At 59.5% G+C, this 12125-nt stretch carries 8 protein-coding genes and 1 pseudogene; 1 reads left to right on the forward strand and 8 read right to left on the reverse strand.

The genetic code is table 11. The annotated features are described in order from the left end of the window. Window positions 1-99: 99 nt before the first annotated feature. The 8 genes and pseudogenes from AC3IX4_RS29795 to AC3IX4_RS29830 all read right to left on the reverse strand — a co-directional run. Window positions 100-685, reverse strand: a pseudogene (locus AC3IX4_RS29795) (transposase); the annotation flags it as partial. Window positions 686-1005: 320 nt separating this feature from the next. Continuing rightward, window positions 1006-2190, reverse strand: a complete 1185-nt coding sequence (locus tag AC3IX4_RS29800; protein ID WP_102599555.1) for a type III PLP-dependent enzyme — start codon at window positions 2188-2190, stop codon at window positions 1006-1008. Beyond that, window positions 2187-3935, reverse strand: coding sequence for an IucA/IucC family protein (locus AC3IX4_RS29805; RefSeq protein WP_489261655.1), 1749 nt, complete (start codon window positions 3933-3935; stop codon window positions 2187-2189). The genes AC3IX4_RS29800 and AC3IX4_RS29805 overlap by 4 nt, the downstream gene beginning before the upstream one ends. Before the next feature lie 23 nt (window positions 3936-3958). Continuing rightward, window positions 3959-5101, reverse strand: coding sequence for an MFS transporter (locus AC3IX4_RS29810; protein ID WP_489261423.1), 1143 nt, complete (start codon window positions 5099-5101; stop codon window positions 3959-3961). Next, window positions 5086-6867 carry an IucA/IucC family protein gene (locus AC3IX4_RS29815; RefSeq protein ID WP_489261424.1) on the reverse strand — a complete coding sequence of 594 codons (1782 nt, stop codon included), beginning with the start codon at window positions 6865-6867 and terminating at the stop codon, window positions 5086-5088. The genes AC3IX4_RS29810 and AC3IX4_RS29815 overlap by 16 nt, the downstream gene beginning before the upstream one ends. Continuing rightward, window positions 6864-8063: an ATP-grasp domain-containing protein gene (locus AC3IX4_RS29820; RefSeq protein ID WP_023662028.1), complete on the reverse strand. Its 1200-nt coding sequence runs from the start codon at window positions 8061-8063 to the stop codon at window positions 6864-6866. Before AC3IX4_RS29820 ends, AC3IX4_RS29815 begins: the two co-directional genes overlap by 4 nt. Window positions 8064-8138: 75 nt before the next feature. Next, window positions 8139-10247, reverse strand: coding sequence for a TonB-dependent receptor family protein (locus AC3IX4_RS29825; RefSeq protein WP_489261425.1), 2109 nt, complete (start codon window positions 10245-10247; stop codon window positions 8139-8141). Between the two features lie 21 nt (window positions 10248-10268). Then, window positions 10269-10952, reverse strand: a complete 684-nt coding sequence (locus AC3IX4_RS29830; protein ID WP_489261656.1) for an HpcH/HpaI aldolase family protein — start codon at window positions 10950-10952, stop codon at window positions 10269-10271. Window positions 10953-11407: 455 nt separating this feature from the next. On the opposite strand from AC3IX4_RS29830, the gene AC3IX4_RS29835 reads away from it, so the two are divergent. Beyond that, window positions 11408-11644: a hypothetical protein gene (locus tag AC3IX4_RS29835; protein ID WP_010465840.1), complete on the forward strand. Its 237-nt coding sequence runs from the start codon at window positions 11408-11410 to the stop codon at window positions 11642-11644. Window positions 11645-12125 lie beyond the last annotated feature (481 nt).

The raw sequence follows: 12125 nt of genomic DNA on the forward strand, positions 1-12125 counted from the left end.
AAGAACAAACGCCCGGCATTGCCGGGCGTTTGTTTGAGGGGATTCGCGCAGCGCATCCACCAGCGGCTGTAGCTGCACGCCACACGAGCCGACCCATTACGTCAGCGTTGAGCGAGCAATGGGCAGCCCGGCACGGCCGAAGATTTTCTCTTGCCGATAGAGCGGCAGATGGTCGGCGAACTTGGCCACCATGACGTGGGCCAGCAGGCCGCGTCGGTATGCCCTTGTCGATGACGTGCGCCGGTACCGGTGCCTGGATCAGCGTTTCGCAATGCTCAGAGGCCCAATTCCCACGGCTATGGCGGTCGACGGTGAACACGCCGGGCGTGTAGTCGAGCTTTTCGCTGGCACCTTCGCCGATGCGTTTGAGGGCGCATCCGCACTCGCAATAACTGTTGTCCGGTTCGTGATGGATCAGGGTTCGAGGAAACTGCGGCGGTAGCGGTGCGCGCTTGGGTTGCTGGAGTACTTTGACTTCTGTTGACGTCGGTTGCAGCGCTTCAAGTTCAGCCTCGATAGCAGCGATGTCGGTATCGATCAAATCGTCGAGCAAGCTGGCTTGATCCGGGCTTAATTGCTCGCTGCGCTTGACAACTTTGATGCGCTTGAGCAGCGCGATCTCGTAGGCCAGTTTCTCGTTTATCTGCCGATGTAACGGAGCACGCCGGTCAAGTTGAATGCAAATAGATGGTCAGATGCAATGCAAATGGGTGGTCAACTACGTGCAATTACGCAAACTGCAAGATCGCGAGTTTATCCCTATTGTTCACAGGGAGTGTCAAAACTGCTCTGCCCCACTCATCATATGACCCGGATTGTCATCTCGGCATGTTGTCCGCTGGCAGACGGCAACCCCATCGGCAAGTGCCGAAGCCTCATTATGGGACTTCGAAAGGAGTTATCACCACCCACTTCCCATCCGTTGAAAATTCGGTTAAGCAGGATGAAAGCTGTCCGAAGAGTTTGAAGGACACATCGGACAAGCAACCACAGATATGCGTGGAATCAGCCCTCGATAAAAACCTTCAATGGTGGTTCGTGCATCAGGAAGTTCTGGTGCGAGATGTTCCAAGCATAGGCGCCCGCGAGAGTGAATACTAGCAGGTCACCAATCGCTAGCTGCGCCACCGGTTGTTGTCTGGCAAGGACGTCCTTTGGCGTACATAACTGACCCACCAGCGTCACGGACTGATCGCTGATTTGTGCCGGCTGAGTGCCTCGCAGTACGGTGAACGGATGGTCGTGGCCTTGAGCCGCAGGCGTGCGAAAGTGATGGGTACCGCCACGTCCGATGGCAAAAAACTCGCCGTGACTGCTTTTGATGTCCAGCACCTGCATGACGTAGTAACCACAGGCAGCGCTGATGAAGCGGCCGATCTCGAAACGCATGCGCGTCGCGCCCATGTCGTACTCATTGATCAACCCCTGCAGGCCCTGACAAAACCGTGGCCAGTCGAATGACTTGGCGGCGTCCTGATAGTTGATGCCCATCCCTCCGCCGACATTCAGTAGCGGCAGTTGCAGGTCGTGGTCGGCGCACAGCTGGCGGAAGGTCAGGAAGTAGCTGCGAATCAACTCAAGGTGCGCGTCGACATCCAACTGGTGCGACAACAGATGAAAATGCAGTCCCTTGAGCTCTAGGGACGGTTCTTCGCGCAGCAATTGCAGGGCGCTTGCCAGACCTTCTTCATCCAGACCGAACGGCGTGGGTTTGCCACCCATGACCAATCGGCTCTGCGGTGTCTGGGCCAGCTTCAGATTCAGCCGCAGCATCACCGGAGCCCGCACACCGCGTTCGCGGGCGATGCGCGCCAGACTTCGCAGTTCGGTCACGCTCTCCACGTGAAACGCCGAAATCCGGTACTGCAGGGCGATATCCAGTTCGCGATCGAGTTTGCCGGGGCCACCAAAGATCAGCGGCTGGTCGGGGCACTGTTCATGCAGCCACGTCAGCTCGCCGCCGGAGGCAGCCTCGAATCCGTCCACCCACGGCGCCAGGGTTTTCAGCACCAGGGCTTCCGGGTTGGCCTTGGCGGCGTAGAACAATTCGCAGTTTTCGGGCAGTACCTGACGCATTGCCTTTACGTGCCGTTCAAGGGCAGGCAGGTCGTAGACGTAGGCGCACAATGGCGCGTCGTGTTCAGTCTTGAGCTGCTCGATGCGTCGGGTGACGGAGGCAGGAAGGCTCATGCGTGTTTCCTCTTTTCAGTCATCGCCAGCGGGCTGGGCAGTAAGGTGTAACCGGCCTCGCGGTCAGCGCGCATCATCAGGCGCGTCATGAAGTTTTCCTTGCTTGGGAAGGGCGCGCCGGCGCACAACTCACGCAGTTCTGTCGGATGGCCCAGACGCGTGGATTGCGCGTGCAGCAGGGCGCCGATTCGGTCCCACAATTGTTGTTCCAGCGCGCCGCTGCCGTTGGCCAGATGGAAGATCGCTTCGCCGAGATTGTTCACCAGTGCGCAGTAGCCCACTCGTTGCCAGGCCTTTTGCGCGCTGTAGTACACCGAGCTGCGGGTACGTTCATCCAGCGCACTCAGGCGTTCAGCGGGCCAGATTTCAGGGACCAGCTTGGTACCTTCCAGATCGCGAATCCAGACCTGACTGGGCAGGCCGTTTTCAGCGAAGCCGATGACCGTGTTCTGCAAATGCGGCTCCAGCGCCACGCCCTGACGGAACAGGCAATACAGCACACCGCCGAGCATCTGACTGGCATAGGCATCCAGCCAGTTCAGCGTGGCTTGCTCAATGGTCAGGTCCGTGTTGTCGGCGTAACGCTGTACCTGTGGGTGGCAGACACTGCGACTTTGTTGATCCCAGGTAAACAGCGCCATTGCCACTTGCGGCTGATAACGCTCGCGTTCGGCGACGGGAAGGTTTTCCCGGTAAACGATACCGAAACATTCGGTGACTTCGCGGGCCTCCTCCAGCGTACCCAGGGCGCTGAGGTCCAGGCTGGTGGCGCAGGGTTCGGGCATCAACATGAAGCCCGGTTGTTGCGTCGCCAACTCGCTCATGATGGGGCCGAGCAGGCGAGTGAGGGCGACGGCGCTGTCGAGTTCATACCAAGCGTTCTTGCGCACGCAGTTGGTCAGGCGCACGTGCATCGAGAACTTCATGAAGTAGGCCATCTGCGGATGGTAGAGCGTGCGCACCGACGACGTCGGGTACATGGCCTGACCCAGGGGGCCGAGGTAGGTGATCAAACCCTGTTGCTGCGCCCGTTGCACCAGCGGGTCGGCAAGCACGCGGGCGACTTCCCAGGGGTGGCACGGATAGGCGTCCTCGCGCCCCGACAGTTGGCGCAGCGTGCTGCGCGGATCTTCGCCCTGATGACGAATCAGCGTCGGATCAACCTTGAACCAGTGCAACTGAAAGCGCGCCCCAACTTCCGGCGAGCAGGCCAGCAAATCGTCATGGGAGATACCCTCGCGGCTTTTCGGCGTCGGATGCAGGGCGTGGCCCCACAGCTGATGCTGCTCGGACGCCAGCAGGCTGTCGGCTGTTTCGTTGGCCGGGAAGGAATGCCGCAGAAAGGTGCGGGTGATCTGCAGGCTGTTGCCGATCTGTTGCAGCATCTCGCCGACGCGGTCGGCTCCACTCAGCGGGGTACAGAGCAGGCGCGCCAGTTCGTGGGCGTTCAACGGTCGCCAGCTCTGGTTATTGCCTTTGAAGAAGGGGGCGCTGATGTAGTGGCAGCGGCCCAGAAGACTGGCGCGGTCGATGCGTACGACCAAGCGGCCACTGGGCAGGCGAATTCTGATGCAACGGCCATTGGCCTGGCGCAGGCTCATCGGCAGATCCTGGGCTTGATAGTTCAGGTTCGCTTCGTTGCGTGGCAATGCGTATTCGCGCAGATAGCAATTGAGCAGGCACTCGATGGCATGTCGCTGGGCTTCGCCATCAAGGGCATGGTCATGCTGGGATACGGTGTTCAACGATACGGTATTGATAGCGAGCGTCATGCCGGAATCTCCCGGGAGGTCATCAATAGAGGGCGCGCGAGTACCATGGCCGCCATGGCCGCCAGGCACGCAACGAGAAAGGGGGACGCAATGCCGAAGGTCTGACTGACCAGAGCGGCTGCGACACCAGCGGCGGTACCGGCCCATTTGCCGCTGGAGTCGAACCAGCCGAACAGGCGACCGGCGCTGCCTTTTCGGCTGCGCTGGCTCAGGCAGCGGTGCAGCCCGACGAAACTGAGCAGCATGCCGGCCCCGCTGAGCAGACGCAGAATGAACAGCGGCTCGGCCTGCACGCTCCAGAATTGCAGCGCGTTACTGATTGCAAGCAACGCCAGCCCCGGCAAAAGCAGATTGCCCTGATGTTTCTGAACCCAAGGCAGGGCCAGCAGGTAAACCAGATGCGGCAGGCTGTAGAGCACGCCGATCACGACATCGCTGCCAATTCCCAGTTGCTCGCCGAAGGGCATGAAGTAAGGAAAGGTGACGACCATCGCGAAGCTGAACAGAAACTGCACCGCCATTAGCCGCGGCATGTCTTCCGGCAGGTCGCCCAATGCCTCTGCTTTTTTGCTGTCCAAGACATGCTTGGGGGCGTCCTTGGGCAGCGGCAGGATGAGTACGAAGGCCAGCAGCGGTAACCAGGCCAGATAGCGATACAGGCTCAATCCCATGCCTTGCGCGGTCAGCAGCCCCAACAGGATCGGGCCGCTGATCATTGCCAGGCGCGCCGAATACTGTGTCCAGTTCAGGGCGCGGGACAAATCGCCGCCCTTGAACTGGGTCGACAGGTAGGCGTTGGACGCCGCCATTGCGCCGCCGAAGGTGCCTTGGATGATCAACGCCAGGACGAACACCGTCAGATTAGGGCTGAAGCCTGCCAGCAGAAAACCCGCGAACAGTCCGGCATGCGCCCGCAGTAACGACAAGCGACAACCGTTGCGATCGGCCCAGCGTCCCCAGATCGGCGCCGCCAGTGCGGTGCAAAGCGTCGGCAACACGAACAGCACACCGATGGCCCAGCCTGGTGTGTCAGGTGCGAGGTCGGTGAGGATGCGCGGCAAGTACAACGGTATACCCAGTGCCGTGAAGGCCGACAGGTAATGCCCCAGCAGAACGCTGGTGATCAGACGCCGTTGCATGGAGCATCCTCCAGCAGGAAGTTCGCCGCGCTGTAGCCATAGAACTTGTTGATGTCACTGGCACCGGAATGCGCCTTGCTGAACAGGCTGCCGGCGCTGAGCAGGTATTTCACCGGCAGTTTCGGGCTGTCGAGCAGCCATCGACGCGCGTCGTCACAGTCGATGCCTTCTGCTTCGAGATGTTGGAGACAGGTCATGAGACGCTGACGCAGCGTGCCGTACAGACCGGATCGAGAGGCCAGGCCTGCGGTCGCTATCGCTTCCAGGATCGCAACAATATTCAGCTGCAAGGTGATGGTGCAGAACATCTCGGCCAACGGTTGGCTGCTGTCGACGCGAATGCGCTCATCCTGCAAGGCTGCCGGCAGGTTAGTGAGATCCGGGCAGGCAGCGGCGAAGCGCTGAGGCCAGAGGCGGGCTGCGTCGTTGTCCTTCATCAGCAGACGCAATGGCTGACCTTGTTCGAACATCAATACGGCGTTCTGCTGGTTGGCCTCCAGCGCGATGCCGTAATGCATCCACAGTCGCAGATGGACCTGCAGCAGCAGATCGAGATAATCATCCAGCCAGTGTTGCAACGAACCTGCGTAGAAGCGCTCGGCCAGTTGTTCGAGGAACAGGCGCCCGTCGGCAAGCGAGCTGGCCAACGCGGCGACAGGTACCAGTGTCATGTTCTCCAGCCCCGTCGGATAACGGCGCACGATATAGGCCAGATGACGACTCTCGGCGGCATGACCACCGTGTTTTTCGTCAACGTGCAGATAACGTGACGCCAGTGCCGGATCGCGCTCGGTCAAGGCCTGCAGGGTGGTCTGGAACCAGTGACCGTCGTATAGGGTGCTGGGCTTGATCAGGCGCAAATTGCGCGCACCGAGCGTGCTGACTAACAACGGTAGTTTGATGTGCCACTGAGGTTGATTGATGCAGACCACCGTGCGCACGGACAGCGTAGGTTCGACCTGCATGGCGGTACGTGGAGCCTTGAGCGTGCCTTCAGGCAGGCCGTATTGCTCCAGTTCGCCCCATGTCAGCGGGTGTACTGGCAGTAATGAATGGCTGTTTTGCAAGGTCGGTGACAAGCCGACTTCCTCAAAGTTCGGCCAGTGCGGCGGCTGCGGGCTGGTCAGGGTCAGGGCGTTGTTGGGAATCGCCAGCCAATTGAGTTCGAAGCGCGGCGCGAACTCCGGCGCGTAGCCTCTGAGCGCGGCGGCATCGAAGCCGCTTTTGGCCCGCGCCGTTGGATAAAACGGGTGATCCAGGTAGCTCGCCAGTTGATCGATCTTCAGCAGCCTCTGCGACCAGTCCTTCAGGTCGGTCACGTCGCTCAGCGCGGGCGCATGTTGGCGATACGCCTGATTGCACAGGGTCCGTTGTTCGCTCGCGCAATCTGCTTCTTTCAGATACGCCGCGAACAGTGCCAGACTTTCTTCGTCCAGACCGTGGCTCAGGTGGCCCAGCCAGAGCCCGTAGCCGCGTTGAATCTCGCCGTGGCTTTGCGGCGACACTTTGATCCAAGCGTCGCCTGTACCGATCCAGTCCTGCAACGGATACGCCTTGACCACCGGCAGCCATAGTTCGTCGGCGCCCAGATGGGCGATTCGCAGCCAGCTTGCGTCGGGCTGATGCTGCAAGTGTTGACTCAGTTCTTCCGGCAACCGACAAATCTGTCCTGTGCTGACGATCCCTCGGATGTCCTCGCGCAGGCAGCAATCGATGATGCGTCGAGTAATGAACGCCTGATCCGCGGCGTCCGGATACAGGCTCATGCCATCACCCACTTCAGGTCGTTCAGCGTCGAATTCAGTTGCGTTTCGAGGCTCACCTCATCCGGCGCGATCAGTCTCAGTACGCCGACGTAGTCCTTGTTGGAATGGCTGATGGTCACGGTGTCGCCGGTGTTGTGAAGTGCGCGGTAATCGCACCAATGGCTCTCACGTTCGATATTGAAGCTGGCACTGGCCTGTTTCAGCCGTCCCGAGCAGTCGGCCACAAGGTAATGAACGGTTGCTTCGGCTTGTGCGGGTTGCGTGTCGACCAGCTTTTCCCCCAGATGCAAAGCGATGATGCGGTCGAACCAGCCCTGTGGCAGCAGCCGATCCAGCAGGAACTCGCGACCATCACCGATGCTGCGGTAGTTGATCTCAACCAGTACCGGGCCTTGGGCGGTCAGAATGAACTCGCTGTGGCAAACCCCGAAATTGACCCCGAACGCGGCCACTTGAGCCAGCGCGGCGGCACGTTGGGCGCGGCTGAGTTGTCCATTCCAGCGCGCGGCGATTTCTACGAAATGCGGCGGCGGTGAAAGGGTGACGTCGAAGCCTCCGATGGCTTGCAGGTTGCGTCCGTCGCCCAGGGTTTCGAGTGTGAATAACGGACCTTCCATGTACGCCTCCAGCAACAGCGCCCGATCCGGTTGCTGCTGCCAGAACTGCTCGCAGTAAGCGGTCAATTCGGCGGCGTCGTGGCACAGTCTGACGTCCAGGCTGGCGACGCCTTCACGAGGCTTGGCGACCACTGGCCACGGCGCATCGGTCGGCAATCTGGAGTTCGATGTGAGCACCTGGAACCATGGCCCGGGCAGACCTAGACGTTGCATGCGCTCGCGCATGGCTGCCTTGTTCTTCGCTGCATAGCACAACCGCCAGTCCTTGCCAGGGCATTCGAAGGCCTCGGCCACCATCGCTGTCGCGGTCTGCAGGTGATCGCTGTTGGAGAACACGGCGACGGGGCGCAAGCCCTGACCGTTGAGTGTCTCGATGACCGCTAGCGGATTGAACACATCACATTCGATGACGTGCAGCTGTTCCGGCGAAATAGGCGAGGTGGCGAGCAGTCGCCGGTGTTCCTGAGCGTGGTCGGTGATGACCACGATCGGTAACCCGCGTTTGTGCGCGGCAGGCAGGAAGCCCTCGAGAATGGCAGGGTGGGCGACATGGGCAAGGATGATGAATGGACGTTGCATGGCAGGTTCCTGGGGGCAGCAGTTGCCCGTCCCGGGGGATCGGGCAACTGGTTTACAGGGGCGCAAGTGCGCGGTTTAGAAGCGGTAGTTGACGCCTAGAGTGAGCGAGCGCTGGGGCGCGGGTTGACGACCCCATGGACTGGTGTCGATGCCGCGGAAGTAGTACTCGCGGTTGAACAGGTTGCTGATGCCCGCGGACGCGGTCAGGACGCTCTTGTCTGCCAGCTTGAACTCACGCTCGAGGGCGGTGTTCCAGAGCCAGTAAGCAGGCAGTTTGCCTACGCTGGCAGTGGCGTTTTCATCGCCGGAGTTGGCGGCATCGGTGTACGCGCTGCTGACGTACAAGCCGTCGAGGTTGTAGGTCCAGTGCTCGGCGAAACGGTAACGACCGTCAACCGTGAACTGATTGCGCGAAGCGAAAGGCACCTCGTTGTCCTTGAACGTGCCGTTGCGTTGCTTGGCATCGAGGTACGCATAGCTGGCGTGCAGGTCCAGATCAGGTAGAGCTTGCGGCGTCCAGAAAATCTCGCTCTCGAAACCTTGGTGACGTGTGCTGCCAAGGTTATTGAAGCGGTCAGTCGTGGCGTTGTAGCTGATTTGGTCGTCGAAATCGATGCGGTACAAGTTGAAGTCGACGCGCATGCCGTCCCATGGCGTATAGCGCACGCCGGTCTCGTAGTTCCACGCCAGTTCGGCGCCGACATCGCCTTCCTTGACGATCTGCGTGACTTGCGGTGGACGCAGGGACTTCTGGGCGTTGGCGTAGACGTACCAGGCGTCGGTCGCCTGATAACCAACAGTCAGGCCCGGCAGCCATTCTTCGGATTTGTTCTCGCGCGAGAACCCGGTGATGCCGTCTGCGTAATCCATGCGGGCGTTTTCGTAGCGCACGCCGGGGGTGATGGTCAGGCGATGATCGAGCAGGCTGATGGCGTTGCTGAGGTAGAACGCGCGGGCGTCGTCATCGAACTTCCAGTCCCGGAACGGCGTCGTCACGCCGGTAGCGACGCGCTGGCGGTTGACCTTGTAGTCGATGTCTTCGCTGACATAACGGGCGCCCAGCAACCAGGTCTGGCCAACCGTGTCGCCATCGATAGTGGCACTGATGCGCGGCTCCGTGCCCCAGACTTTAAAGTCGCGTGGGCCGTCCTGTTTGGTCACCGCCGTACCGTCCGGAGTGAACGGCAGGCCGACCACGAAGTTGCGGTAGCTGTCGTGGGCGAAGTTGGTCCAGCTGTATTCTACTGAGTCGAACGGCCCCATGGCGCCCAGGCGCTGGGTGTAGGTGCCCCACACGCGATTGGTGTCGCCCTCGAAGCGGTCCAGCGGACGCGTCGATTGCCGTGGATCATCCTTGTAATCCTGCACGCTGAGTGCTCCGGCCAGGTCCATATCGGCCTTGTAGTGCTGGATACCGAAGCTCAGATCGCGATCGTCGTCGATGTTCCACTGGCCGCGCAGACGGTAGTTCTGCACATCGGTCTCGGAGTGCTCGCGCCCGTATTCGCCCCCCAGGGTATTGAGGTCCAGTTGCAGGCCGAAGTTGTCGGTCAGGTAGCCGCCGGTGCCCACATAGTTGTCCCACAACTGGCGCCCGCCAGCGTTGAACGTCAACTTCTCCTGCAGAGTGGTTTCCCACTCGCGCGGAATCGGCTTGCTGATGAAGTTGATCACCCCGCCAACGTTGTTCGGACCGTATTGCACCGCTGCGCCCCCACGCACGACATCAATACGGTCTACAGTGGCCATGGTCACTGGAAACAGCGACAGACCCGTCTGGCCGTACGGCGCCAGTGCTAGTGGAATGCCATCCGACAAAGCTTGAATCCGGCCGCTACGACTCTCGTACAGACCGCGTACCGATATCTGTGGCAAGGCGCCGGTGCCGGTTTCGTCAAAGATCTTGATGCCCGGTACCCGTTGCAGCGCGTCGTCCACACCGCGGACGCTGGCTTTTTTCAGTTCGCTGGAGTCGACAACGCTGCGGCTGCCGGCATAGGTACGCACCTCCTGATCGCTGGCCGTGCCGAGAACGTCACCCTGAATCACCACGGGCGCCAGTGACAGGCCGTTGGCAGGTCCGGTGGACAGTTCGACGGATTGATCGGCGGCCATGGCACTGTGACAGATGCCCAAAGTGATAAGACTGAGTGAAAAATGTAGGGAGTTTGTTGTTGTTTTCATGTGGACTACGTTGGCTCATTTTTACTGTTGGAGAGAATGCAGGCGGGCTTTCAATGCGTTTTGCAGCAATCCCCGGTCTTCACCGGCCAGAAAGCTTTGGACCCCGCGAGCGCGCCACAGCGTGTTCTGTTCAGCAGTGCGGGGGTTTGCGCAGAATGGTATTGCGGCGCTGAGGCAGGCATCAGCCATGTATTGCAGCGTTTGCCAGACTTGGGGATTGAGAGGGTCGGGTCCCAGACCGAGATCGAGCGACAGATCCAGTGCGCCTTCCATAATCATGCCGACGCCCGGCAGTTGCAGGATTTCGCCGAGAGCGTCGACCCCGGCGCTGCTTTCGATCATGGGAATAATCGGCGTCTGGCGATTGGCCAGATCAATGTATTCGGGTAAGGGCAGGCGACCGAATCCGGTAATACGGCCACCGGTTATTCCGCGTTTCCCCAGGGGGGGGAAGAAGGCCGCTTCGATGGCTCGCTGAACTTGCGCAGCACTTTCGGTGCGTGAAAGGACGATGGCTTCGATACCGGCATCCAGTGCCCGACCGATCAGTTTTTCGTCCACTTGAGGTATGCGCAACCAAGGCGAAATGCCAGCGGCCTCACACGCGCGGACACAATGCATGATGTCTTCTTCGGAGCGCAGTAAGTGCTCAAGATCGAGAATCACGAAGTCGAAGCCCGCAAACGCGAGCATTTCGCAGAGCATCGGTGAAGGTAGAGAATTGAGCAAGCCGTAGACGTTGTTCCCTGCTTGTAACCGGGAAAACACCGGAGAGGTTCGTATCACTGACGCATATCCTTCAGGGTGGATGCGCGCTAATAATAATCATTCACAATCATAAGTAAACATTTTTAGTCGCCGATTCGTGATATTCGTGATGGTCCTCATAAAAATCCCGTTCTTGGTGTAATGCTGTTCACTGATTCGCCCCGGATTCCCGCCACGATTCACCCGATGGCATATGAGGGGGCTGGGGCGATTTCTGAGTTTTGTAAACACCTCGTCGAATCTCGGGTATTAATTTCCACTTTTTAGAAACCTTGACTCTCCAAGGGCGCTTATTTTCGCTGTCTAACAAGGTTTGTTTACATAATTTGGTCGGCATAAATGCAGTACCAGGGCGCGGTTTTCGCGTCCGCTGACTCAGGAGTCGAACAGGGATGAGCGATGAGGATTTGAAGAAGTTGAAGCAGCAAGTGATCGCCCGGGTCAAACATCAGACGCGTTGGGCACGCAGGGTACCGATGTTGATTGGTGCTTTCGGCGCGGTGTTAGCTTTGCTCGGCCTTTGGCATTCTTCAGGCACGCTGATCACTCTTGGCGCTGTTGTGGGTGTTGCTGGTCTCGGCGCGCAAGCGGTTCTTTGGTACGGCCTTCATGATGAGGAAAAGCTATGAAAAACGTAGGGATTACTTGTATAGCGGTGCTCGCCTCCATGGTGTTTTTTAGCCTTTTTTGGGCTCCGTGGGTGGAGATAGTCACTCAGTCGTCGGCTGATCTTGCAGCTGTGAAGGTTTGGATCTGGGTGGCTGGATTGATAGCGTCTGGAGCGGCAACGGCATATTTGACTTGGCCACCGGATGAAGCCCAAGAAACCACCTCAACGGCATGCGCCGCGAATTAACGGAAACGAGCATGACAAAAGTACAGGCTAAAGCCCTCAAAATTTGGGTCGTTATTCTTTGGACCGCGCTTTGGTGCTGGGTCTACGGGGTCGGTCACGGCAAGCCGCTGGAGCTGCTGCCAGACGTAAGCGTAAACCTCCTGTTGTTTTGTTTGGCAGGATGGTCGTGGCCTTGGGGGGTAGCAGGGCTCTGGCAAATGACTCAGGAGCGCCAAAGGCAATCGGGTAAGCAAAGCCGCGTACAAGCGCGTTCC

The organism is Pseudomonas sp. KH_021 (genome assembly GCF_057838865.1).

What these genes read in the sequence shown, in the direction of transcription:
- AC3IX4_RS29820 (WP_023662028.1), bottom strand. Translation starts at nt 8,063, where the DNA reads ATGCAACGTCCATTCATCATCCTTGCCCATGTCGCCCACCCTGCCATT.
- AC3IX4_RS29815 (WP_489261424.1), bottom strand. Translation starts at nt 6,867, where the DNA reads ATGAGCCTGTATCCGGACGCCGCGGATCAGGCGTTCATTACTCGACGC.
- AC3IX4_RS29800 (WP_102599555.1), bottom strand. Translation starts at nt 2,190, where the DNA reads ATGAGCCTTCCTGCCTCCGTCACCCGACGCATCGAGCAGCTCAAGACT.
- AC3IX4_RS29830 (WP_489261656.1), bottom strand. Translation starts at nt 10,952, where the DNA reads ATGCTCTGCGAAATGCTCGCGTTTGCGGGCTTCGACTTCGTGATTCTC.
- AC3IX4_RS29825 (WP_489261425.1), bottom strand. Translation starts at nt 10,247, where the DNA reads ATGAAAACAACAACAAACTCCCTACATTTTTCACTCAGTCTTATCACT.
- AC3IX4_RS29835 (WP_010465840.1), top strand. Translation starts at nt 11,408, where the DNA reads ATGAGCGATGAGGATTTGAAGAAGTTGAAGCAGCAAGTGATCGCCCGG.
- AC3IX4_RS29810 (WP_489261423.1), bottom strand. Translation starts at nt 5,101, where the DNA reads ATGCAACGGCGTCTGATCACCAGCGTTCTGCTGGGGCATTACCTGTCG.